The 23,354-nt window shown below is 59.6% G+C and carries 18 protein-coding genes, 1 pseudogene and 1 riboswitch; of the genes and pseudogenes, 6 read left to right on the top strand and 13 right to left on the bottom strand.

Annotated features, from left to right (window positions below):
- Positions 1-95: 95 nt before the first annotated feature.
- A pseudogene (locus ACFSYH_RS09645) lies at positions 96-752 on the top strand (ATP-binding cassette domain-containing protein); the annotation flags it as partial.
- A gap of 159 nt (positions 753-911) precedes the next feature.
- Here the strand turns inward: ACFSYH_RS09645 and ACFSYH_RS09640 are convergent.
- Positions 912-1,418: a GNAT family N-acetyltransferase gene (locus ACFSYH_RS09640; RefSeq protein ID WP_377466733.1), complete on the bottom strand. Its 507-nt coding sequence runs from the start codon at positions 1,416-1,418 to the stop codon at positions 912-914.
- Positions 1,419-1,481: 63 nt separating this feature from the next.
- Here ACFSYH_RS09640 and purU point away from each other — a divergent pair, with 63 nt between their 5' ends.
- Positions 1,482-2,348, top strand: coding sequence for a formyltetrahydrofolate deformylase (purU, locus tag ACFSYH_RS09635; RefSeq protein ID WP_377466732.1), 867 nt, complete (start codon positions 1,482-1,484; stop codon positions 2,346-2,348).
- 73 nt (positions 2,349-2,421) lie between these two features.
- Here purU and ACFSYH_RS09630 read toward each other — a convergent pair whose 3' ends face one another.
- From ACFSYH_RS09630 to ACFSYH_RS09620, 3 genes are all read right to left on the bottom strand, one after another.
- Positions 2,422-3,714 carry an MFS transporter gene (locus ACFSYH_RS09630; protein ID WP_377466730.1) on the bottom strand — a complete coding sequence of 431 codons (1,293 nt, stop codon included), beginning with the start codon at positions 3,712-3,714 and terminating at the stop codon, positions 2,422-2,424.
- A gap of 113 nt (positions 3,715-3,827) precedes the next feature.
- Positions 3,828-4,823 carry a malate dehydrogenase gene (locus tag ACFSYH_RS09625; protein WP_377466729.1) on the bottom strand — a complete coding sequence of 332 codons (996 nt, stop codon included), beginning with the start codon at positions 4,821-4,823 and terminating at the stop codon, positions 3,828-3,830.
- A 308-nt stretch (positions 4,824-5,131) separates the two neighbouring features.
- The gene (locus ACFSYH_RS09620) at positions 5,132-7,807 is read right to left on the bottom strand and encodes a YhgE/Pip domain-containing protein (RefSeq protein ID WP_377466728.1); all 2,676 of its coding nucleotides are present in this window, start codon (positions 7,805-7,807) and stop codon (positions 5,132-5,134) included.
- Between the two features lie 148 nt (positions 7,808-7,955).
- Between ACFSYH_RS09620 and ACFSYH_RS09615 the strand changes: the two genes are divergently transcribed.
- Complete coding sequence (locus ACFSYH_RS09615; RefSeq protein WP_377466727.1) at positions 7,956-8,678, top strand: TetR/AcrR family transcriptional regulator; 723 nt, start codon at positions 7,956-7,958, stop codon at positions 8,676-8,678.
- A 95-nt stretch (positions 8,679-8,773) separates the two neighbouring features.
- On the opposite strand, the gene ACFSYH_RS09610 is transcribed toward ACFSYH_RS09615, so the two are convergent.
- The 3 genes from ACFSYH_RS09610 to nirB all read right to left on the bottom strand — a co-directional run bounded on the left by ACFSYH_RS09610 (position 8,774) and on the right by nirB (position 13,423).
- The gene (locus ACFSYH_RS09610; protein WP_377466726.1) at positions 8,774-9,901 is read right to left on the bottom strand and encodes a uroporphyrinogen-III synthase; all 1,128 of its coding nucleotides are present in this window, start codon (positions 9,899-9,901) and stop codon (positions 8,774-8,776) included.
- Positions 9,902-9,993: 92 nt separating this feature from the next.
- Positions 9,994-10,800 (bottom strand): uroporphyrinogen-III C-methyltransferase, encoded by an 807-nt coding sequence (gene cobA, locus ACFSYH_RS09605; RefSeq protein WP_377466725.1) that lies wholly within the window; start codon positions 10,798-10,800, stop codon positions 9,994-9,996.
- A complete protein-coding gene (nirB, locus tag ACFSYH_RS09600; RefSeq protein WP_377466724.1) occupies positions 10,784-13,423 on the bottom strand; it encodes a nitrite reductase large subunit NirB in 2,640 nt (879 codons plus the stop codon). The genes cobA and nirB overlap by 17 nt, the downstream gene beginning before the upstream one ends.
- A gap of 343 nt (positions 13,424-13,766) precedes the next feature.
- Here nirB and nirD point away from each other — a divergent pair, with 343 nt between their 5' ends.
- Positions 13,767-14,135 (top strand): nitrite reductase small subunit NirD, encoded by a 369-nt coding sequence (gene nirD / locus ACFSYH_RS09595; protein ID WP_377466722.1) that lies wholly within the window; start codon positions 13,767-13,769, stop codon positions 14,133-14,135.
- 85 nt (positions 14,136-14,220) lie between these two features.
- Here nirD and ACFSYH_RS09590 read toward each other — a convergent pair whose 3' ends face one another.
- On the bottom strand, positions 14,221-15,441 hold the full coding sequence (locus ACFSYH_RS09590; protein WP_377466721.1) for an NADP-dependent isocitrate dehydrogenase: 1,221 nt from the start codon (positions 15,439-15,441) through the stop codon (positions 14,221-14,223).
- Between the two features lie 188 nt (positions 15,442-15,629).
- Positions 15,630-15,995, bottom strand: coding sequence for a DUF3017 domain-containing protein (locus ACFSYH_RS09585; protein ID WP_377466720.1), 366 nt, complete (start codon positions 15,993-15,995; stop codon positions 15,630-15,632).
- 41 nt (positions 15,996-16,036) lie between these two features.
- On the opposite strand from ACFSYH_RS09585, the gene ACFSYH_RS09580 reads away from it, so the two are divergent.
- The gene (locus ACFSYH_RS09580) at positions 16,037-17,665 is read left to right on the top strand and encodes an NAD(P)/FAD-dependent oxidoreductase (RefSeq protein ID WP_377466719.1); all 1,629 of its coding nucleotides are present in this window, start codon (positions 16,037-16,039) and stop codon (positions 17,663-17,665) included.
- Between the two features lie 185 nt (positions 17,666-17,850).
- Here the strand turns inward: ACFSYH_RS09580 and purH are convergent, their stop codons facing one another.
- Positions 17,851-19,494 carry a bifunctional phosphoribosylaminoimidazolecarboxamide formyltransferase/IMP cyclohydrolase gene (purH, locus tag ACFSYH_RS09575; protein ID WP_377466718.1) on the bottom strand — a complete coding sequence of 548 codons (1,644 nt, stop codon included), beginning with the start codon at positions 19,492-19,494 and terminating at the stop codon, positions 17,851-17,853.
- Between the two features lie 37 nt (positions 19,495-19,531).
- A riboswitch (ZMP/ZTP riboswitch) is annotated at positions 19,532-19,621 on the bottom strand.
- 84 nt (positions 19,622-19,705) lie between these two features.
- Positions 19,706-20,374, bottom strand: coding sequence for a phosphoribosylglycinamide formyltransferase (gene purN / locus ACFSYH_RS09570; protein WP_377466717.1), 669 nt, complete (start codon positions 20,372-20,374; stop codon positions 19,706-19,708).
- Between the two features lie 138 nt (positions 20,375-20,512).
- Here purN and ACFSYH_RS09565 point away from each other — a divergent pair, with 138 nt between their 5' ends.
- On the top strand, positions 20,513-20,950 hold the full coding sequence (locus ACFSYH_RS09565; protein WP_377466716.1) for a hypothetical protein: 438 nt from the start codon (positions 20,513-20,515) through the stop codon (positions 20,948-20,950).
- 119 nt (positions 20,951-21,069) lie between these two features.
- Here the strand turns inward: ACFSYH_RS09565 and ACFSYH_RS09560 are convergent, their stop codons facing one another.
- Positions 21,070-22,386 carry a cell division protein PerM gene (locus tag ACFSYH_RS09560; RefSeq protein WP_377466715.1) on the bottom strand — a complete coding sequence of 439 codons (1,317 nt, stop codon included), beginning with the start codon at positions 22,384-22,386 and terminating at the stop codon, positions 21,070-21,072.
- Between the two features lie 40 nt (positions 22,387-22,426).
- Positions 22,427-22,891 (bottom strand): hypothetical protein, encoded by a 465-nt coding sequence (locus tag ACFSYH_RS09555; RefSeq protein WP_377466714.1) that lies wholly within the window; start codon positions 22,889-22,891, stop codon positions 22,427-22,429.
- Between the last annotated feature and the right edge of the window lie 463 nt (positions 22,892-23,354).

The following is a 23,354-nucleotide window of genomic DNA, read 5'->3' as shown; positions in this document are numbered from 1 at the left end:
CCGGCCACAACCGCTCGACACCGCTGTTGTCGATGCGCGACGTCTCCAAACACTTCAAAGCCGTTCACGCGCTCAGCCACATAGAGCTTGACGTGTATCCGGGCGAGGTTGTGGCCGTCGTTGGAGACAATGGCTCGGGAAAGTCCACGCTGGTCAAGATCCTCGCTGGGGTCTACACTCCGACATCGGGCACGCTGCTGTTCGACGGTAAGCCCGTCTCGATCCCATCCCCCGCCGCGGCGCAGTCCCTTGGCATCGCCACCGTGTTCCAAGACCTCGCCCTTGCGGAGAATCTCTCCATCGTGTCCAACCTGTACCTCGGGCGCGAATGGGCATCGGGTGGTTTCCTCAACGAGAACGCGATGGAAGACGAGGCCGTCCGGTTGTTCCGCACCCTCAAGGCCAGGATGCCGTCCATCCGCACTCCGGTGGCACATCTGTCCGGTGGCCAGAAGCAGTCCGTGGCCATTGCCCGCACCATGCTCGGAAACCCCAAGGTCATCCTTCTCGACGAACCCACCTCCGCCCTGTCCGTCACCCAGAGCGCAGAGGTGCTCACCCTGATCGAAGGGTTGCGTGAACGAGGACTCGGCATCGTGGTGATCAGCCACAACCTAGCCGAGGTTCAGGCCATCGCTGACCGCATCATGGTCATGCGGCTCGGGCGAAACAACGGTATCTTCCACACGGCCGACATCACCTACGAACGCTTGGTCTCGCTCATCACCGGAGCGACTGACCTCAGCGTCTAGCACAACCATCCTGCTACGCACCCCAGCCATCTTCCCAGCGCGAGAGTCTCAACCAATCTGTGGGTTTCGTCGCCAATCTGTGGCTACAGGTGACACAATGCACAGAGGGCTTGGGCCGCGTACTACGCGGCCCAAGCCCTCCATGAAACGTGGGTGGGATCAGTCTGTGGTGTCGCCCTCGACCTCGTCTTCACCGAGGATCTTACGCAGGTAGGCAAACGTGAGGTCGCCAACCGACTTGTCGTGCTGGTGCTCATAACCCTGGTCCTGATACAACGCGAGGTTCTGCTTGGAGTCCTTGCCCGTGAACACCCAGATCTCAGTGGTTTCCTCCGGAAGGTGCGGCAACACCGCATACATCATCTGCGTGCCGATGCCCTGGCCCTGCAAATCGGGGGCAACCGCAAGGCGACCGAGCGTCGCCTTGCCGTCTTCAAGCTCCACGCGCACCGAACCCACCAAGCGATGGCCCAGCCAGGCACCGAGCGTGACCACGTCGTCACTGTTCAGATCCGCGATCAGCTCTTCAAGGGTTTGGGTCAAAGGGGGAATGTTCGGGTCGCCGTAGGCTTGCGCCTCCGTCACGAAGGCGGCGCGGCGCAGCGTCAAAAGCTCTCCCGCAACGTCCGCATCCAACAGTGCGACTGTGATCTCTGGCTCACTCATGCGTATATAGTGGCAGATTTTGCCAACAATCGCGTCATTGTCCACGCCGTTCGAAGTAATCTAATGTCCGTGACTATCAATTCTTCGCCCACTCACTGGGTTCTGACGCTCTCCTGCCCCGACCGTCCCGGCATCGTGCACGCCGTCGCCGGAATGCTTGCGGAACTGGGTGGGAACATTACCGAGTCCAAGCAGTTCGGTGACGCGGAGACCAATCTGTTCTTCATGCGGGTCCAAGTGCTCGCGGAGGTTTCGCGCGAACGACTGACCACGGCGATTGAGCCTCTTGCACGCGAGTTCCAGTTGAACTGGAACCTCGACCTGGTCGGCCGCCCAATGCGCACGATTCTCATGGTGTCCAAGGCAGCCCACGCGCTCAACGACCTACTGTTCCACCAGCGCGCCTCCGATCTACCCATCGAGGTCGTGGCCGTTGTCGGCAACCACACCGATCTCCAGGAACTCGCCCGGTTCTATGGGGTGCCGTTCCGCCATATCCCCGTCACCGCCGCAACCAAGCCGCAGGCTGAAGCCGAACTGTTGGCGCTCGTTGAGGAACTCGACGCCGAACTCGTGGTGCTCGCCCGCTACATGCAGGTCCTCTCCGACAATCTGTGCCGCGCACTGTCCGGAAAGGTCATCAACATCCACCACTCCTTCCTGCCGTCGTTCAAGGGTGCCAAGCCATACCACCAGGCCCACCACCGTGGCGTGAAGTTGATCGGTGCCACATCCCACTACGTCACCGCGGACCTCGACGAGGGTCCGATTATCGAGCAGGACATCGAGCGCGTGAACCACGAGATGTCCGCCGAGCAGTTCGTGGCACTTGGCCAAGACGTGGAGCGCCGAGTGCTGTCGCGGGCTGTACGGTGGCACGCCGAGCATCGAGTGCTCATGAACGGCGACCGCACGGTCGTGTTCCGATAGTTTCAACATAAGGACAGGCTGGGTGCCTCCCCTTACGCAGGGGAGGCACCCAGCCTGTCTCTATGCCTCTGTACTAGTTGATGTGTTCGGTGCTGATCTCTTCCACGGTCCCACCGCCGGGAAGTTCCTTCATGCTCATGAACTTGGAGAACACGAGCGGCAACGCGCACAGTAGCTCCCCGATCACAACGACCCACATCATCACGACCATGCCGTAGTGGGTGGCGATGAGTCCGCCCAGCAGACTCGCAATCGGCATACCACCCCACACGATAAACCGGAACGACGCATTCATGCGCCCAAGGAGGTGAGGCGGGCACAGCCGCTGACGGAAGCTGACCTGGGACACGTTGAAGAACGTGTTGGAGACCTGCATGAGGAAGCCCGAGACCACGAGGGGGATCATCGGGTTCATGCCGGCCTTCATGAGCGGGTCGGCAAGCGGGATACCCACGAACAGTATCGGCGTGGCTAGCGCGGACAGAGCGATGAGCCGTCCCTCCCCGACAATGAGCGTGGCCTTACGGGTCACGAGCGCTCCGAGAATACCGCCCACCGCCGAGGCCGACAGCACCAGACCGATCGAGCCAGTATCGATTCCCAGGTGATCGACCACATACTTGACGAGCATGGTCCATCCCATCGTCGCGAAGAGTGCGCTCGCACCGGTCGAGAACACGAGCCGGTTCAGCATCGGGGTCTTCACGATGAACCGTAGGCCTTCGGCTATCGCTTGGCCGATGGGCAGGTGGGACTCCCGTGGCGGGAGTTCTTCTCGTTTCTTGATGCGCCACAAGAAGAACACGGACACAAAGTAGGTCACCACATTCACGGCGATGAGCACCGGTGCGGCAAGGATCTTGAGCAGCCACCCACCAACTGCGGGAACTGCCACGGCAGCAACCGAGTAGGTGGCCTGGAGCTTGGTGTTTCCCTCGGAGACGTGTTTCAGCCCGACCAGTCCCGGCACGTAACTGAGGTGCGCCACGTCAAAGAAGACCGTCGCAATCGAGAGGACAAGGCTAGCCGCATAGAGCAGTGTCATGTTGCCGTGTCCGGTCAACGCAAGGATGACCACCGCGGCGAGCACGAATCCACGCACGAGGTCAGCGGTGATCAGCACGCTGCGCTTGCGCATCCGGTCAATCCAGGCACCCGCAGGCAGGCCTATGAGCAGAAACGCGGCGGTTTGAGAGGCGTTGAGGTACCCCATCTGCATCTCAGTCGCCTTGAGCGTGGACACCGCGTAGATGGGTAGAGCGAGGGCCGTGAGTTGCGCACCGACCTGGCTGAGGGCGTCCCCGATCCAGAGTTGCCGGAAGTCGAAATGGTAGGCCAGACTCTGTTTTCGTGGGGTTCGCGGCATGACATAAGCATGCTCCTGTTACCTCAGTTAACGCAAAGCATTTGAGGTGATCTCGGTGACAATACCAGCCGCGTGCAACCGAGGGTCAGGGTACCGTCACTGGCGGATAGCGCTTAGAGTCCTGGCGTGAACCCGAGTTCCTCCACGATCTTCAGTTCCTGCTTGAGTTCCTCGACGGAGATGTCAATGTATCCTTGCGAGAAATCGCTGATCTCAAGCCCTTGCACGATCTCCCACTCGCCGTTGATGGAACGCATGGGGAAGGAGCACATGAGCCCCTCCGGTACGCCGTAGGAACCATCCGATGGCATGGCGACCGAGGTCCAGTCGCCCTTGGGTGTACCGTGCACCCAGTCGTGCAGGTGGTCGATCGTGGCGCTTGCTGCCGATGCTGCTGACGACGCACCACGTGCCTGAATGATCTCGGTTCCACGCTGCGCCACCCTGGGGACGAACTCCTGGGCGACCCACTCGTGATCGTCGATCTTCTCCGTGGCGGGTACTCCATCGATGAGTGCGTGGAACAGGTCTGGGTACTGCGTTGGTGAGTGGTTTCCCCAAATACTCATACGAGTGATGGCAGCGGCTGGTGCTCCGGTTTTCTTGGCCAGCATAGCGACCGCACGATTGTGGTCGAGTCTGGTCATTGCGGTGATGCGTCCTGCCGGAATGTCCGGCGCATGGGCGGCCAGGATCGCGGCGTTGGTGTTGGCGGGGTTACCGATGACGAGGGCACGGACATCGGGGGCAGCGTGTTCGCCGAGCGCAGTTCCCTGTGGGCCGAAGATGCCCCCGTTCGCCTCGAGCAGGTCGGCCCGTTCCATCCCCTTGGAGCGGGGGCGTGCACCGACAAACGCAACCATGTTGGTGCCGTCAAAGGCTGAACGGGCATTGTCGTGGACATGAACCGAGTTCAACAGTGGGAATGCGCTGTCGTCGAGTTCCATCGCAACGCCTTCCGCTGCTCGCACCCCTGCAGGAATTTCCAAAAGATGCAGATTCACGGGTACCTCTGGGCCAAACACGTCGCCGTGCGCGATACGAAACGCGAGCGCATATCCAATCTGACCTGCGCCTCCGGTGATGGTTACATTGACGGCCTGAGTCACTGTCCTGCTCCCTTGCAAGTTGGTGGGTCGGTCGAGATTGGTGCGCCAGAAGCCCTGACGGTGTTTTGGCGGACTGCTGAAGAGCACTTTGATTTTCGACGATTGACTCTAGTCTGCCCTGCTTCTCACCTTTTTTCGAGCGTTACGTGGGCGTTTACGGTGGGAAGGTCGGCTTATCCCCAGAGTTGAGCGGATGAGCATTTCCCCTGTCCAAGTGGTGGATACTTATCGCCCACATACAGGTCGAGGGGGCTGCCCGTCGGGCAGTCCCCTCGACCCGGCCAGGTCTGTGTCATGGCCTGCTCTCACTACTGATGACGCGCGGTGACAACCACATCGACCGTATCGTCGACAGCATTGTGGTCCTCCAACTCGAGGCTTCCGGTACCGAACGGCGCGGCTTCGGCGTCGAGCATGTCGCCGAGATTTGCGTTGTCGTGCGCGAGTGGGCGCCTACCAGCCCGAGCCTTCGCGCTGACAGTCACGACGACAAGCGAGACAACAAGCCAGAGCAACAGGTTGAGGACCACCTTCGACGCATAACCCTCGATACCGTCACCGGCAATTGTGGCTCGGAACCCATAGTGCACCCACGTCATGGGAAGCAGCTCGTGTACGGCCTGGAAGAACCGTGGCGCGGTCTCGATGGGGAACGTGCCGCCCATTGAGGTGATCTGCAGCAGGAGCAGCACGATGGACACGAAGCGTCCGCGGTAACTCAATAATGCGACACATGCCTGGTTGATCGCCACGAAGGTGATTGATGCCAGGACTGCGATGCCCACGAGTCCCCACAGGTTTGCCGCGTGCAACCGCACACCCCAATTGATGATGAGTGCCGCAAGCACGCCCTGAGAGATCGCCACTGCAAGGCCAATGGCCGCTGGTCGTGTGGCGCTGTGCCACCATTTCTCGGCCGTTGAGTGACGACGGTCGAGCGCTGGCATCACGAGGAACAGAGCGATGCCACCGATCCATAGGGATAGCGCGAGGAACATTGGCCCAAATCCACCAGCCGCGTTGGCCACCGCGTTATCGCGCACCGGAACCACCTCTGTGATCGCGGACGCGGTCTTGGAGATCGAGTCCTGCTCCGCCTCACTGTAGGTGGGCACCCTCTGCGATCCTTCGCGCAACGCATCGGTGAGTTCACTCGAACCATCAGCGAGTTTCTGAGCTCCATCGACTGCGCTGTATGCGCCGTCACCGATCTCGGCAAGGCCAGAGTCGAGCCTGCTGGCACCATCCGCGAGTGCCGATGCGCCCTGGTCCAGTTGAGCGACAGCGTCAGTCAATGCCGGCAATCTCTTGGTCATCTGGGTCGAACCGTCGGCGAGCTTTGAGGAACCGTCAGCCAAGGTTCCCGTACCCTTGTCGAGGTCTGCCGCTCCCGTGCGCAACGCACCGGATTGACCGGAGAGCTGGCGTGCACCGGATTCGAGAGTGTTGATCGCGCCGATGACCGTCTTGCTCTGCGCAGTGTCTTTGGCGGAGCCGATGGACCTGTTGAGAGCGGAGGCTCCCTTACCAAGTTCAGTCGCCCCGGTGTTCAGTTGGGCTGCACCTACTGCGAGGTCACGCGTGCCATCGCTTAGGTCGGACGCACCCTTGCTGAGCTCTGCCGCCCCCTTGTCGAGTTCCGCGATCTTGGCGTTGAGGGTTGCCGCGCCCTCTGCGAGCGCTGCGGTGCTGCCCTGGTATTCCCTGATTCCCTGTGCGAGGGAGGTTTGACCCTCGCTGAGTTGTGCGATCCCCTGGCACAGCGGGTTCTCTGCGCCGACTTGGGCTTGGCATGCCGCGAGCAATGCCAAGGTGCTCTCGTTCAGGTTTTGCGCTCCGTCGACGAGAGGCGCGCCACCCTTACTGAGGCTGGTCAGGTTCTCATGCAGACTGGCGCTCCCCTGTTTGAGGGCCGCGGTTCCTTCGGCCAGGGTTTTGCCGCCGGCAGCCAGGCCTTTGGCCCCGACTGAGAGTTTGTCGGCACCCGTAGTCAGTTCGCCTGTGCCCTGGGTGAGCTCCTTGGCACCTGCTGCGAGGGCTTTCGCGCCCTGGGCAAGTGCCCTGGTGTTGGCTTTGAGTTCTGCGAGGCCGTCTGCCACCTGGTCAGCGCCCTCGGTGAAGTCCCCAACCCCTTTGTTCAACGTGTGGGAGCCGCTCGCTAGTTTTTGTGCACCATCGTTCAGGTCTGTGGCACCATTTTTGAGATCGGAGGCTCCCTGAGTCACACCGGGTATTGCAGAGCCGAGTTTCTTTGTACCCTCTGCAAGTTGGATACTGCCGTCTTTGAGATCCGCTGAGCCATCGCCTGCCTGTGCAATCGCGTCCGAGAGTGTTGTGAGGCCATCTGTCAGGTCTGCTGAACCATCGGTGAGTATGTCTCCACCATCAGCGGCTTCCTCGAATCCGTCGTGGACGCTCGTCATGGCCACAAGGACTGTGTCGATGTACTGTTGTGCAGCCTGGGAGGAGAGTTCTCCCTCCAGGGTTGCGGCAACGGTGCGCGCCATTGTTCCCGCGAGGTAGTTCACCCCATCATCGGTCACGATTTCGAGTGTGACCTTGTCAAGGTTGGCCGCCTCATCGGTTCCAAGGGATCCTGCGGTCCGTGAGAAGCCCTCCGGGATCACCATGTAGGCGCGGATCTCTTCGCTCTTCAGTGCCTTCTCGGCGGTTTCGCGCCCCATGACACGCCAGTCGAAACCAACCTCATCACCAGAACCTGGATTGGTGAGTTTCTCGGTCAGATCGTCACCGAGCGCAAAGGTCTCGCTCTCCCCAGTGGACAGTTCGGCAGTGTATGGGTGGTCGAGGTTCACGACCGCGGCCTTCATCCGCGAGATGTTCTCCACCGGGTCTTGGTAGGCGGAACTGAGCAGTCCGGCATAGAGCAGGGGCAGCGCAATGATGACAACGAAGACGATCGCGTTCATGATCTTGCTGTTGGACATGTGTGGTAAACGCCAGGAGCGTTGAGGGGCAGCCATTGTCTTTCCTTCTGGTACCGGTGCGCGGGCCGCATCGAGTCTCGTCAAACTTCGCAGGATACAGATCTGTATTCTCTCTCCGCATTAAACGATACATACCTGTATCGAGAGCTGGCAACACATGGATACATATGTGTATCCTTATGTGATGGACAAGACAGAGCAGCAGGCACACGGGCGACAGCTTGCACAGGAGGTCTCGGCACACCTCTCCGCGCGCCGTGCAGCCATCGCACGCCTCATCGACGCAGAGATCACCGACCGACGGGCTCACACCCAAACCGCCCTTCTCGAATCGGGTCGAAAACTGATCGCCGACAAGGGCGCAGCAGGCGCTTCAGTGGGTGACATCACCAAGCACGCGGGCTTCACACGCGGGGCGTTCTACTCCAACTTCACGGATATGGATCACTTCCTCGCAGAGGTCGCCCGCATCGAGTGGAACAACACCCTTCAAGAAGTCGTCAAGATTCTTGATACGTGGGAATTCGGGCAGGAAGATCCATTCGACGGCGCCGTTGTCGTCATGATGCAGGTTATTCCTCGTGATCGAGAACGCTATCTGCTCTGGAATGAGTTCTCCACCGTCGAAATCCGATTCCCGGACTCATCCAATGAGTTGGCGAAGCACTCCAGTGAGTTCTATAACTCACTCGTAGATCTCCTCGGCGTCATCGTTGAATCCTTTGATCTGGAACCGACCCGCTCACTGGAGGACCTCGTGGACGCGATCATTGGGCTATCGGCCAGATCCACGCGCAACGAACTCCTCGCCAACACTCATCCGCTATACAGGTCGACCCAGGAACGCACGCTGCTTGAGCGTCTACTCCCAGATCTTGTTCGCGCTCTGACCAGGCCACGTGCCTAAAATCTTCACTGGATCGGGGGCAAGGTGAATGGTCCCATCGAACACTCTCCGCACAGGCACGGACCAGTGTAGAGACCGCTCTGTGCTCGGTGATACTAAACAAGCAGCCGATATCCACGTTTGACGACGGTACTGACGAGACGTGGTTCCGGCAGCACCTGACGCAGCCTGGACACGGTCATGTCCAGGGCATGATCTTGATTGGAGTCGGAGAGCAGCGCTGAGAGCGCGGCTCGGCTCAATACCGTTCCGTTCGCTTTGGCCAAGGCACGGAAGATCATTGCCTGGGTCACCGTTAACTCCACGTTCCGTCCACCCAAAGAGACCTTGTTCCCACGCATGAGGCACTGTCCAAACTGGGTGTTGATTCGCAGCGTGTCGTAAGAATTTGCATGTAGTACGAGTTCCCTCACGAGCGCCCCTAGTCGGTATCTACTGGGCATGATGGGCTCCACTCCCACGTCAATGAGAGGCTGAGCGGTCACCGGCCCCACCGCAGCCGCGACGAGGTCCCTTCGCATCACCTCCACCACCTCATCGATTCGACCCTGACGTTCAGCAAAGCTCAACAGCGCATCCACCGCTGGGGCTGCGGTGAAAGTCACCGCATCGAGGCCGCCACCACACATCAGATCAATCAGTCTGGCCACCGAATCACGGCTTTCCGCGGGGGTAACCCACCGATATGGGGAAACAGAGATGACCCGTGCCCCCGCATCTTCAAGGAGGTTCAGCGCCGCCACGTCGGTCTGACCGTGCATCTGCACCGCAACGGTCTTCCCTGTCACTCCCTGGGACACAATCTGTTCCACGAGTGTGACCGTGCGTTCATCGGGACTGGAACCGACGTCATCGAATCCTGCGGCGCGCACCGCCCCACGCGCTTTGGGTCCGCGCACGTAGATGTCGGTATCGTTCAACGCTGCGGTCAACCCGGCATCCAGCCCCGTGGCGTCTGCTGCCTCGATCCAGCGTCGCATCCCATAGGCCGTGGTGACGACAACTATGTCAGGGCTGCTTTCGATGACCGCTTGGGTCTCGCGCCGTAGTTCGTCATCTTGGGCGATCGGGGCGATCTTGAGTACGGGCGCATGGAACACCGATGCTCCCCTACGCTTGAGCGCGTCTATGAGATCTTGCGCGCGCCGGTGCGAGGTGACTCCAATCCGGTATCCTTCCAGCGAGTTCGATTCTTCGAATGTGCTGACCGCAGTCTCAGTCATGTCTGTCACTTCACCTTCTTCAACGCATTAGGGTTTCACCACATCGTGTTGGGGCTGACAGAAACTCTAGAGGTTCCACCGCACCCAAGGCGTCAGACCCGACATTGTGAGATCAACTGGATGAGATCATCGGGGAACTGCTCACTGCCGCCTTGACCTGTTTGGACACATCGAGCTGCCACCTCGCCGATGACCACAACCGCGGGGGAAACACAGCCCACGTCGTGCGCTGCCTGCGCCAACCGAGGCAGTGGAGCAGTGGTGATGCGTTGCTGTTCGCTAAGGCCACGTTCGATGATCGCGGCTGGCGTTTGATCGGCGAATCCCGCGTCCATGAAACTCTGCACGGTCTGATTCAAAGTGCCCATCCCCATCAGTATCACGACCGTTCCACCCAGCAGAGCCAGTGCCCGGCATTCATCTGATGAAAGCGGGTCATGACCAGAAATGACCGTGAACTTCGTGGAGATCCCTCGGTGGGTGATGGGGATACCTGCGGCTCCCGGGACCGACAGTGCGCTTGAGATTCCCGGCACCACGCTCACCGGTATCCCTGCAAGCACGCAGGCGTCTAACTCCTCGCCGCCCCTTCCAAACACGTAGGGGTCGCCGCCCTTCAGTCGCACCACGTTCCTGCCCAGCAATGCATGTTCTATGAGGCTTGCGTTGATGTCGCTTTGGGTCATTCGGTGGTGGCCCGGCCGTTTACCCACATAGATGTGTTTGGCCGTCGGAGCGTATTGAGTGTGCGCGGTGCGCGGACCGAGCCGGTCATAGAGCACCACGTCGGCGGCTTCAAGCGCCCGGATGGCGCGCATCGTCATGAGATCAACCGGCCCAGGACCACCACCGACGAGTGTGACGGAGCCTATCGTGGGAGTCCTAGACTTCACGGTCATCACCTACTGTGGCAGGTCGAATGGCAATGGTGGCACCGACGTTGACCGGCGGCATGACTGGGCGACGTTGGCCTCGCTCTTGCTCGTATTGCAGTGTGTTGTCTGGTGTCTGGGGCGCGTTGACGAAAGAACGGAAGCGACGCAATCGCTCAGGGTCTTTAAGGGTCGCCGCCCATTCGTCTTCATAGTTTTCAACATGCTTGGCAACATCGGCCTCAAACTCTTGCGCGAGGGTGAGGCAGTCGTCAATGACGACTTCTTTCACCCGCTGCATTCCGCCCTCCAGATCTGCAAGCCAGGCGGCGGTGCGCTGCAGTCTGTCCGCGGTGCGGATGTAGTACATCAGGAAGCGGTCGATGTAGGTGATGAGCGTTTCATCGTCCAGGCCTTGAGCAAGGAGCTGTCCATGCGCCGGGTTTGCACCGCCGTTCCCGCCAACGTATAGATTCCAGCCGTCGGTGCTGGCGATCACGCCAACGTCTTTGGCTCGTGCTTCGGCACATTCACGGGCACACCCAGACACTCCCATTTTGAGTTTGTGTGGCGAGCGTAGTCCGCGATAACGCAGTTCCAGTTGGATTCCCATCGCCACGGAATCCTGCACGCCATAACGGCACCAGGTTGAGCCGACGCAGCTCTTTACGTTGCGCAGTGCCTTACCGTAGGCGTGGCCGGACTCGAAACCGGCGTCAACCAGTTCCTTCCAGATGTCAGGTAGTTGCTCAAGCCTCGCACCGAACAGATCGATGCGCAGACCACCGGTGATTTTCGTGTACAGCCCGTACCTCTGTGCGACGTGCGCGATGACCGCAAGCTTAGCGGGGGTTATCTCCCCACCGGGAATACGTGGCACAACCGAGTAGGTTCCGTCTTTCTGCATGTTTGCGAGGGCCCGGTCGTTGGTGTCCTGTAGTCCCCCAAGGCCCGGATCGAGCAGATACTGGTCATGCTGGGTCGCCAGGATAGAGGCGATCGTGGGCTTGCAAATATCGCACCCGATACCGGTGCCGAACCTTGTCAGTACCTGGTCGAAGGTAGTGAGACCTGCGATGCGGACCGCTTCAAAAAGGTCTGCACGCGACATCTCAAAGTGTTCGCACAGGGCACGCGAGACCGTGACACCCGACTTGGCGAGTTCGCTTTCGAGGAGTTTCTTGAGCATCGGGATGCAGGAACCACACTGTGTTCCCGCTTTCGTGCAGGTTTTCAATGGACCGAGTTCTGTGACCGGGTCTTTCCCCTCGCAGGTTCCACAACCATGTACCGCGTCCTTAATCGACCCCACCGATACGTTGTTGCAGGAGCACAGTATCGCGTCATCGGGCAGGTCACCCGAGGGAGCATCTTGGTTCGAGGCGGAAAGATAGGCGCCTGGATCGGCAGTCAGTTCCCGCCCCAGGAGCGGACGCAGCGAGGTGTATGGCGTCGCATCACCCACGAATATACCGCCGAGCAGGGTTTTTGCGTCTTGGGAGACAACTATCTTCTGATATAGCCCGCGCGCTGGGTCGGCATAGACGATTTCCATTGAGCCTTCAGCTTCCGCGAAGGCATCGCCGAAGCTCGCCACCTCGACACCTGAGAGTTTCAGTTTCGTCGCGGTATCGAATCCAGGAAATGTCGCGCTGCCGCCGCAAAGCCGATCAGCGGCTATTTCAGCCATCGTGTTTGCCGGTGCCACAAGACCGATGCACATACCCGAGAAGTTTGCGACCTCGCCGATAGCCCATACGTGAGGGGCGCTGGTTGCGCACGTCTCGTCGATGATGACGCCGCCACGCTCGCCCAGAGCAAAAGGATCGGCACAGCCACGTTCCCGCACACTTTCATTTGCCTGCCGGAACAGTTCATCACGCGGGCGAACGCCAATCGAGACGATCACCAGATCAGCATCCACGCTCGTGCCGTTGGCGAGTTCGACCCCGGTCACCCTGGTACCCGAGTCATCAAGGGTGATTGCGCTGGGGAACGAGCCGCCACACACCTCGATCCCCTGCTCGGCTATCAGTCGTCCCAGCGCCTGACCTGCTCCCTGATCAAGTTGACGCCCCATCAGCCATTGTCCGCCATCCACCACGATCGGGTAGGCGCCAAGATCGCGTGCGCCAGCCGCTGCTTCGAGGCCAAGGAGTCCACCACCAATTGCGACGACTCGCACCTGGCGTCCCAGCGCTGTGGCAAGCGCCGCGATCTCTGAGTTGATAGCGTGCACATCCTCCATATAGCGGTAGAGGTGGGTGTGTTCGCTACCGGGGATGGACAGTGTGGCAGCATTCGAACCCGTCGCCACGACAAGTTCGTCATAGTTCAGTGTTTCCCCGTTTGCCAGCGTGACGGTCTGGGATTCCGTATCGATCGCGCTGGCACCGGAGCCGAGTTTGAGGGTGACCCCTGGCACACCCCACACATCCTGAGACAGGGTCAGATCCGCCGATACATCGAGAAGCGCCTTGGACAACGCAACCCTGTCGTATGGAAGGTGCGCTTCCTCGGACACAACCGTCACGGCGAACTGCCCCTGCGATCTAGCTGTCAACGCCTCCACGAAACGGTGCGCGGCAGGCCCACCACCTATAACTAGGATGTGTCGTGTTGTCTGAACCGGGTCAGTTGCCTCGTTCACGTTGCCTCCAGATGTTCTCGTGACCTGAGTACGAGACTACGAGAGCGCTTTTACCCGGCAATTTCTCTGGTGTTTCTCGAGCGAAAAACCACGTCAATTCGGCTTAACCGGCGATTGTGAGTTTTCCGTAACACAGTTGAAACAATATTTCCCCTAGTCATCAAGTGTTTACGGGTTTTCACGCAGCATCAACCCGAGAGGTTGTGTTCGATCAAGAGCCATGCCACGGGTGCGCAAACGTGAGAACTGATTTACGTTTCTGAAATCCATGGGGAGCAGCCCACGAAACACCACGCTCCTAGGCTTGGGACTATTCGCCAGTATTTCCGTAGGAAGGACCCTCATGTCGTCCATGCTCGAAACCCGAGTCCAGTCCCTCACCACCTGGTCTGACGTCTGCGCCCGTCAAGAACTTGAGACAAATTGGGGCGAGGCAGCCGTCATCGGTGACGCCCAGGTCGCGCTCTTTGCTTTCGACGATGACACAGTGTGTGCGACCGCCCAGTCCTGTCCATCCACCGGTGCCCACGTTATGTCTCGCGGTATCACTGGCAGCAAGGTCGTCGATGGCTCTCAGGTCCTCACGATCGCGTGCCCGCTGCACAAGGAAGTATTCCGGCTGGACACCGGGGAATGTGTCTCCGGTGACACCCCAGCGCTGCAGGTCTATCCAGTAACGATCGTGGCCGACCATGTTCTCGTACTGGTATAGGGTCACCTCAATAAACGTGTGAAGGGCCGCTCCCCAGATATCTGGGGAGCGGCCCTTCACACGTCGCGTTGTCAGCGCTGAGTCATCAGGCTCCGAGACGTGCCGAGAGGTTCTCGTCGATTGCGGCGAGGAACTCTTCGGTGGTCAGGAATGCCTGGTCCTTCGAGATGAGCAGTGCGAGGTCCTTGGTCATCTTGCCGGACTCAACGGTGTTGATGACAACCTCTTCGAGGGTCTGTGCGAACTCGACGACCGCTGGGGTGTTGTCGAGCTTTCCACGGTGCATGAGTCCACGGGTCCACGCGAAGATCGAGGCAATCGGGTTGGTGGAGGTTGGCTTGCCCTGCTGGTGCTGACGGTAGTGACGGGTCACGGTTCCGTGTGCGGCTTCAGCCTCAACGGTCTTGCCATCTGGGGTCATGAGCACCGAGGTCATCAGACCAAGCGAACCGAAGCCCTGAGCTACGGTGTCGGACTGGACGTCACCGTCGTAGTTCTTGCAGGCCCAGACGTAGCCGCCCTCCCACTTCATGGCCGAGGCGACCATGTCATCGATGAGACGGTGCTCGTAGGTCAAACCCGCGGCATCGAACTGCTCCTTGTACTCGCTGTCGAACACCTCCTGGAACAGGTCCTTGAACTGGCCGTCGTAGGCCTTGAGGATCGTGTTCTTGGTGGACAGGTAGACCGGGTAGTTGCGCTGCAAACCGTAGGCGAACGATGCACGCGCGAAGTCCTTGATGGACTCGTTGAAGTTGTACATACCCATGGCCACGCCGCCCTCTTGCGGCATGGTGACAACCTCGAACTGCTGTGGCTCGGAGCCATCTGCCGGTTCGAAGGTCATGGTGATCTTACCGGCGCCCGGAACCTTGAAGTTGGTGGACTTGTACTGGTCACCGTGTGCGTGGCGGCCGATGATGATTGGCTTGTTCCAGCCAGGGACGAGGCGTGGGATGTTCGAGATGATGATTGGCTCGCGGAAGACAACACCACCGAGGATGTTACGGATGGTTCCGTTTGGCGAAACCCACATCTTCTTGAGGCCGAATTCCTCAACACGTGCTTCGTCTGGGGTGATGGTCGCGCACTTGACACCAACGTTGTACTGCTTGATTGCGTTCGCAGCGTCAACGGTGACCTGGTCATCGGTTGCATCGCGGTTCTGGATCGACAGGTCGTAGTACTTGAGATCGATGTCGAGGTAAGGGTGAATGAGACGGTCCTTGATGAACTGCCAGATGATACGGGTCATCTCGTCGCCATCGAGTTCAACGACCGGGTTCACAACCTTGATCTTGCCCATGAAGGTGCGCTCCTTGTGAGGGATTGGTTTTGACGTTTCAGACCAACCTTAACTTATTTCTTGACATCAAGATATTTTCTTCACTGTGTCGATATCCGTGGAACGGCATCCGCTTGTCCTCCGGTGGCGTCTGCTTCGCACGACGGCTACTCCGCATCGCTACTTTGTTCCCTCGTGGAACGCGTCAGTCAGCAGAGAAAGCCTTCGGTGCACCGTAGCGCGTAGGAGGTGCTGGCAAGGATGATGAGTCCGGCGGATACCGCATAGCAGAAGATGATGTCCTTCCACTTTTGTTCCCGGGCCGCTATTCCAAACGGCTGGCCGGGTAGTGCCCAACGTAGCGTTCCCACGATGATCATGAGAAGCGCAAAATAGAACGCACCGATCTTGGGGCCGGTCATGATCGTGACGACTACGCCTGCGATGATTGCCCCGACCATGACCCACATGAGTCCGGTTCGCAGGGCACGCCTCGTCGCCAACACCGCCGCAGGGGTGATGTCAGTGTCCTCACCCTGATGAGTTGGGGTGCTCGCAGGAGTCTGCTCGGTCACAGGTGCCTCTTTCTACCTGGTTGAACCGTTAGGTTTGGTACATGGCTAGTGCTTCAACTCTACCGGTTTCCCAGATAGGTTCGGTTCTCATCGTCGGGGCAGGTCTGGCAGGTCTACGCACCGCACAGGCGCTGCGAGGACATGGATTCACTGGACACATCACCGTCATCGGTGCCGAATCGCATGCCCCCTATGACCGCCCACCACTGTCGAAGCACCTGTTCGACAACGACTCCCCCGTCTTCCTGTCGTCCGATATTGATGCGGATCTGCACACCCTAGCCGACCAGGTTCTACTTGGCCGTCGTGTGGTGGAGCTGATTCCGCAGCCATCAGGGTGGCGAGTTGGGTCCGTGCCCGCCGCTTTCAGCGACGACATCGAAATTTCCGACGAGTCCCCAACTTCTCAGCGCGGCGATGCGCCGCTGCCTGGCGGTAGTTTCACGCACGCTGGCACCCCTACCGATTCGCGGTCAACCAACGATGTGAAACCCGAGGCTGCCGAGCATCTTGTCGATGCCGTAGTACTCGCCCTTGGCGCCGCTCCCGTGGTCCTTCCCTCCCTCGAACAGGCCCTCACCCTGCACACGTGGGACGACGCCCGCACGCTCCGGTCGATTCTCACAGCCCGCGTTTCTAGCCCATCTCAGGTCACTCTCGCACCTGCTTCACATCCCAACACACGCGGACCACTAGACCAACACAGCATCGCATCCCTTCCCGATGCTCCTGTTGTCGCAGCATCCTGCGACATTCATGATCTGCTGATTGTTGGGGCAGGTTGGATCGGTGTTGAACTCGCAGCCGTTGCTCGCGCCCAAGGTCTCTCAGTGTGTGTGGTCGAAGCCTCTTCTGCCCCTCTAGAACGTCATCTCGGCGTTGAGATCGGCGAACGCATAGCCGAGTGGATCCACGAAAACCACGGCGAGCTACTCACCGATTCCCAGGTCCGCATGGTTGATACAGACGCCAATGGGATAAGTCGAGTACTCGTCGTCAATGGCACCGGAGACGAACGCGAACTACGGGCGCGAGCGGTGGTGAGCGCCATCGGCGCGCGCCCCGCAACCACGTGGCTCCCCGGCTACATAGCGACGAGTGCACACGGCGCTGTGCTCACCGATCCTCGTGGACAGGTTTATCTCGAGACCAACGCCCTGCCCACGAACCTCAATGCACTGCCAATGCACCTGTATGCGGTTGGCGACTGTGCTGTCCGCGAAGATGCCGTACACGGGCGCGTCACGGGAGGTCACTGGGCCGTGGCACTGAACGATCCCGAGCGAATAGCCGCCGCGCTCACGGGCTCCGACCTATCCGTCCGGCCTGCGGCGCCGCATGTTTTCTCGACTCAGTTCGGGCATGATGTGAACCTGTTCGGCACACCGGATCTTGACCACGACGAGGTCATTTTCCGCGATTACCCGGACGGGTCGTGGACCGCGTTGTATGTACGGCCCGACGACGCTCCCCCGAGTGTTTCCGAAACCGACTCAGCGCAGACCACCGGCGCGGTAGCCGGCCATGCGGAGCGGTGGCTCGTGGAGGCCGTGTTCACCGTCGATGCGCCACGCGACGCAAGCCAGGCACGCAAACTCACCGCCAACGGCCCGTTCAGCATTGCAGCCGGTAACGCCAGTGATCTGTCTCTACCGCTCAAGAATCTCTAGAGGAGAACTCCGTCTCTCCGCCGTTCACTCACCGCATACAGGACTGACTGCGGGGACCGGCCAAATCATCGTTCACCTCAATCGCGGCTCCTGAGACACAAAACGGCGTGGGACAGACGAACTGCTCGTCTGTTCCACGCCGTCGTGTTCAACTACCGAGGCTGTTCCTCGGCGATCCCCGTGTCTCAGTGGGCGAAGTGACGCGTTCCCGTCAGGTACAGGGTGACGCCAGCGGCCTGTGCAGCCGCGATGACTTCCTCATCGCGAACCGAACCGCCAGGTTGAACGACTGCCTTCACACCCGCATCGAGCAGAACCTGCAATCCATCAGCAAACGGGAAGAACGCATCGGAGGCCGCGACCGCTTCGCGGGCACGTTCACCGTTGCCCAACGCGTTCGCACGCTCAACAGCGAGCTTGCACGAGTCAACGCGGTTGACCTGGCCCATGCCGATACCAACTGAAGCACCATCGCGGGCAAGGAGGATTGCATTCGACTTCACCGCGCGCACGGCATTCCACGCAAACTTCAGATCTGCAAGGGTCTTTGCGTCTACGGCCTCGCCGGTTGCGAGGGTCCAGTTCTCCGGGCTGTCACCCTCGGCGTCGATTCGGTCAGCAGCCTGCATGAGCAGACCACCCGTGATCGCTCGAGTTTCAACTGCCCCGCGTGCCGGGGAATCCAACTTGAGTAGGCGGATGTTCTTCTTCTGGCTCAGAATCTCAATGGCTTCCGGCTCAAAGTCAGGTGCGATGACGACCTCGGTGAAAATGTCCTTGATCTGCTGTGCCGCCGCACCGGTAAGAGTACGGTTTGCCGCGATGACGCCACCAAACGCGGACACAGGATCGCAGGCGTGAGCGCGAGCATGCGCCTGAGCGATGTCGTCGCCCACAGCGATGCCGCAGGGGTTGGCATGTTTGATGATCGCGACGGCCGGTGCTTCATGATCCCAGGCCGCCCGCCAGGCCGCATCGGAATCCACGTAGTTGTTGTAGCTCATCTCCTTGCCGTGCAGTTGCTCGGCGGTGGCGATGCCGTCCGGCTGATATCCGTCCATATATAGTGCGGCGCTCTGGTGTGGGTTCTCGCCGTATCGCAGCACGTTTTTGCGCTCCCACGTGGCGCCAGCCCAGGCGGGGAAGCCGGTCGACTCACCGTCAATAACATCTGATGGAGCGACGACACTACCCATCCACGATGCAACCGCCACATCATAGTTAGCGGTGTGGATGAATGCTTGAGCGGCAAGAGCCTTACGCTCCGCATAGGTGAAACCGCCCGAAGCGAGTGCCTTCTCGACCTCTGCGTAACGCGCAGGGTCCACGACAATCGAAACCGATGGGTGGTTCTTCGCGGCAGCACGCACCATGGACGGGCCACCGATGTCGATCTGCTCGACGCACTCATCTGGAGTCGCGCCCGATTCGACGGTTGCCGTAAACGGATACAGGTTCACAACCACGAGTTCGAACGGCGCGATTTCAAGATCTGCCAACTGCGCCAGATGATCTGCCTTGCGGGTATCTGCGAGAATACCCGCGTGTACGCGAGGGTGCAGTGTCTTGACCCGGCCTTCAAGGCATTCAGGGAAACCAGTCAGCGAGTCGACCGGAGTAACCGGGATCCCCGAGGCTTTGATGGTCGCAGCGGTCGAACCAGTCGACACGATCTCCACGCCATGTTGGTGCAGCGTCTGAGCGAGTTCAACGAGTCCAGTCTTGTCATAGACCGAGATAAGCGCCCGGCGAATTGGGCGACGCGAATCGTCAGCCAGTACTGGAAGTGGAGTGGTGGTCGCAGACACGTGGTTCTCCTGTCGTAGCATCTGAAAAGAATCAGGTAGCGGACATCTCTCCGCTACTTCCCTACGCCCAGGCGGACGGCGCTACAACGGGGTCAATAGTCGATCGCTCCCCGGTGGTGCTCCACCCTCGCCAGTTGCGACCGCTTCTATAGTAACCGTGGCATCCAACATCCAACAGGCCGCCGCCTGTGATCTGGGTCGGGCCCATTCGGTTTGGCCACTGACGCGCTATCTACCCTGCCTCGCCAAGCCTCACCGTGCGCCCCTCGACCGTGTAACCACGGCGCAACAGTTTGCTCACCCATTCCACGAGTAACCGGCGCTCCTCAACCTTGATGCGCTCGTGCAGAGTCTCCTGCGTGTCGTCGTCCTGGATCGCTACCGCGGCCTGCGCGATGATAGGTCCGGTGTCCACACCCTCATCGACGAAATGCACGGTACAGCCAGTAACCTTGACTCCGTGCGCCATCGCGTCTCGAACGCCGTGAGCGCCCGGAAATGCGGGAAGCAGCGCGGGGTGGGTGTTGATCGTACTCCCACCAAAAGCCTTCAAGAAGTGCGGTCCCAAGATCCGCATGAACCCTGCGCTCACGACAAGATCTGGTCCAAAGACAGCAACCGTTTCGGCGAGAGCACGATCCCACTCGGCACGAGACTCAGAATCTCTCGGGTCCACGACAGCACAGGCGATACCCGCATCATGCGCGATATTGATCGCTCCCGCGGCAGGGTTATCCGTAATGACCGCGACGATCCGACCACCGAACCATTCCTTGTCGTGTGCAGCCAGCAGTGCGGCAAGATTAGACCCGCCGCCGGACGCAAGCACCACGACCTTCCGTGCGGACGACAAACTACCTCCGGTAGTGGGCACGTCATGACCTGATGGGGTGCGTGGCACATGGACTCCTTGGCAAGCAATAACAATATCTCGAAGTTTTACCGGATAACACTAGCAATAGACGTATCACCTCAACCGATCCCAGCCACCAAATGGTCAATTCGAGTCGAGAGGCAGCCAGGGTGCACAATATAAGGCATGTCCCTGCCGCCACCGTCCTCTCCACAGCCTCCAACGACTCCACCCACACGACAATCCCCAGCCGACGCCATCAATCGTGGATGTTTCCAGTTCGCGGTGCTCCTCAGTGCGGCACTCGTCCTCACCTATCTGCCCCTACCCGTTCGCATGACGGCGCTCGCCATGACCCTGTGGGCAATCGGAGTCGGTGGACACACGATCGTGAAGCACTGGGAATCAAGGCAGGCACACGGCATGCAGTTCGCGGCGCTTGGGATCGGCACTGGAGCATCGTTAATCATCGCGCTCCTACTATCGTCAACGTTCATAAGGTGGAACGCTGACATGCAACTCCAACAATGCATGTCCGAAGCAGTGACACACCAAGCGCGCAGCGTATGCGTCAATGACTACCGTGAGTCGCTGACCGACCTTCTCCCGCAGATCACACGGTGAGAGAGGTCGGTCCGACCACTGGGTATCAAAGTTACGATCGCACAAGAACTCACCTGGATCGACCATAGACCTGGGAACCGCATACAAGACGATCACAGAACGCAGTGTCCGCGAAAACTCTACGGACCCGGTTCGTCGTCACTCTGAGAAGCCACGGCATATTCCGATTCACCGGAACGGAGCTTCTCTCGGGCAAACCTGCGCGGCTCTGGCCGTGCCAGAACGAATCCGACCAAAGCCCCCGTGACCAGCCAAGCGGCACTCAAGAGAACTGCTCGCACGCCAACAACGCCAAAGACGAGGTTAGGCCCTCCACCGATCTGTCCCGAGGCCAACCAAAAGAGCAGCCCCAAACCAAAAACCGCCGCAACCGAGGCGACACCCGGCGTGATCAAGAAAGCCCACCAGCGCAGTTCCCCGTCAACGCGAGCCAGGTAAACACCACCCAACACACCGCAGACAACGATCAACGCCGCAAACAAGAGCGGAAACGACTGCGGCGCGGCAGACTGCGGGAGGGCACCCAACAGCGGCAGATTCGGGAGAGGGCCAAGAACAACCTCATGGGGAGAGACCACGGTGTCCACCCCGATCTGAAAGCCCGCACCAGTCAGCCACGACGCGGCCCATACAACAAGGTTCGGTAGAACCACCAACTGAGTGATTCCCAACGCGACACCGCTGAACCCGTCGAGCGACCACTGCGCCAGAATGGAGCCCATCGACTCGCGCCCCAACATCAGCCACGTGAGTGCCACAAAGCTTGCAAACACAAACACCGCCGCAACCATCACAGCAGCCCCGCCCAAAACCGGACGAAGCCAACCAGGTAGAGCCGCCACGGCAAACCGAAGTTGCGCCAACACGCCACTGGCATCCGGTCGCTTCCTAAACGCGGCGTAAGCCGACAGCAACCCCACCGCGATACTTGTCACCAGGACACGCAACACCCCGTGTACTGACTCCCCCAGCACCGCAGTCACAAGCGATACCAACGCAGTAAACGTCGCGACATAGACACCGGCAGCGGACAGAGTGGCCTGAAGGGTGCGCCGCACTGAAACCACGGCAAGGAGATACAGAAGAACTGTGATACCCAGTGGAACCAAGGAGACCAGTTGCCCGTCAAGCGCGATATCGCCGCCTGAGGATAATATCCACAACTTCAAGCCCACAATCAGTGTGGAACCGAAATGAAAGTCCTGGTCCACCAACGTTGTCGAGATAACTGCGGTAGTCAAAACGGGAACCACGACAAGGAGCAGGCCGAAGACAACTGCCTGAAAACCAGCCAACAGCCCCGAGAACAGTGGATTACCACCATCAATGGAGTCTGGGGTTGTCAGCGCCTCACGCACCGACGAACGATCCAAGATGACACGCTTCTCACCGCGTCGCTTGTCCGCACCCGCAGGCTGATACTTTGACGACTCCATCCCTCTATTGTCTCGTGCTACCACTCAGCACACTGGAATATCACCGGCGAGCCTCTGCACGAAAGAAACGATTGTAAAGATATGGCAGTGGACTGCGCAGGGTGTTAATCGCAAGCAGCACACCAAGTACCAGCATGGCAATGCTCAGCAGCGGCTGTGCACTACTCGCGAAAATGGCCGCTGCAATGACGTGAAGGACCGCCAAAGTACGTAGCAGGATCCGTGAACGCCGAGTAGATACCACGAAACCAGGCGATGAGCTTGGCGCAGCAGGGTCCTGGAACAGACGAACGAGCAACAGTGCAAGAGCCGCGATCGAAACGAGCAGAAGAGAGGTAGCCTCCAAGAAGCCGTGATCCTCAAGCTCGCGCGAGGCGAATTTGACCGCAAACACCGTAAGATATATCAAACTTCCGGCAAGATACAGGAGTCCGGTCAGACGGGTGCGGAAGCGTGTTGACCCCACCGACTGCTGACGCGATTCGACTGCGTGTATTGTGCTCATGGTTTCCACCGTATTCCTCTCGAAGCGGATCAGGAAGGGAAAACCCGATATTTCAGCATAAAGTAGCACTACGCTGACTAAAAATACAGGGTCACATCAACCCGTGGTAGGAGAAATCGATGTAAACGCATGTCGATACGTTGATGCCTGTAACAAATCCACTTCTGGGGACGTGTTGATGAGGTGTTTATACCCACGTGGCCAGTGGACGCTGTCTGAGTGGTATCGAAGATACCCATAACCCCGCTCCACACCGCACAAAAAAGACGTGCCCCACGCACAGGCCACGGGGTTGTGGTTCCACACCACACACACGCGAGCCCGAACCCGCGAGGCCACCCCTGACGTCCACGCGGGTGCCCCCACCATCCTGGCATGCGGGACACAAAAAAGCCCTCAGAGCCTCACACGAAAAAAGAGGGAAGCAGAGCCCCGCCTACAAAGAAGAAGGCCCCCATATAAA

Origin of the sequence: Populibacterium corticicola, from assembly GCF_042683685.1 — a bacterium.
Taxonomy (GTDB): Bacteria; Actinomycetota; Actinomycetes; order Actinomycetales; family Cellulomonadaceae; genus Timonella; species Timonella corticicola.
The sequence above is the reverse complement of the archived record's forward strand: the minus strand, read 5'-3'. Positions and strand labels throughout refer to the sequence as shown.

What these genes read in the sequence shown, in the direction of transcription:
- ACFSYH_RS09620 (WP_377466728.1), bottom strand. Translation starts at nt 7,807, where the DNA reads ATGGCTGCCCCTCAACGCTCCTGGCGTTTACCACACATGTCCAACAGC.
- purU (WP_377466732.1), top strand. Translation starts at nt 1,482, where the DNA reads ATGTCCGTGACTATCAATTCTTCGCCCACTCACTGGGTTCTGACGCTC.
- ACFSYH_RS09615 (WP_377466727.1), top strand. Translation starts at nt 7,956, where the DNA reads ATGGACAAGACAGAGCAGCAGGCACACGGGCGACAGCTTGCACAGGAG.
- ACFSYH_RS09630 (WP_377466730.1), bottom strand. Translation starts at nt 3,714, where the DNA reads ATGCCGCGAACCCCACGAAAACAGAGTCTGGCCTACCATTTCGACTTC.
- ACFSYH_RS09565 (WP_377466716.1), top strand. Translation starts at nt 20,513, where the DNA reads ATGTCCCTGCCGCCACCGTCCTCTCCACAGCCTCCAACGACTCCACCC.
- ACFSYH_RS09580 (WP_377466719.1), top strand. Translation starts at nt 16,037, where the DNA reads ATGGCTAGTGCTTCAACTCTACCGGTTTCCCAGATAGGTTCGGTTCTC.
- nirD (WP_377466722.1), top strand. Translation starts at nt 13,767, where the DNA reads ATGTCGTCCATGCTCGAAACCCGAGTCCAGTCCCTCACCACCTGGTCT.
- ACFSYH_RS09560 (WP_377466715.1), bottom strand. Translation starts at nt 22,386, where the DNA reads ATGGAGTCGTCAAAGTATCAGCCTGCGGGTGCGGACAAGCGACGCGGT.
- cobA (WP_377466725.1), bottom strand. Translation starts at nt 10,800, where the DNA reads ATGACCGTGAAGTCTAGGACTCCCACGATAGGCTCCGTCACACTCGTC.
- purH (WP_377466718.1), bottom strand. Translation starts at nt 19,494, where the DNA reads ATGCTACGACAGGAGAACCACGTGTCTGCGACCACCACTCCACTTCCA.
- ACFSYH_RS09640 (WP_377466733.1), bottom strand. Translation starts at nt 1,418, where the DNA reads ATGAGTGAGCCAGAGATCACAGTCGCACTGTTGGATGCGGACGTTGCG.
- ACFSYH_RS09610 (WP_377466726.1), bottom strand. Translation starts at nt 9,901, where the DNA reads ATGACTGAGACTGCGGTCAGCACATTCGAAGAATCGAACTCGCTGGAA.
- ACFSYH_RS09590 (WP_377466721.1), bottom strand. Translation starts at nt 15,441, where the DNA reads ATGGGCAAGATCAAGGTTGTGAACCCGGTCGTTGAACTCGATGGCGAC.
- ACFSYH_RS09555 (WP_377466714.1), bottom strand. Translation starts at nt 22,891, where the DNA reads ATGAGCACAATACACGCAGTCGAATCGCGTCAGCAGTCGGTGGGGTCA.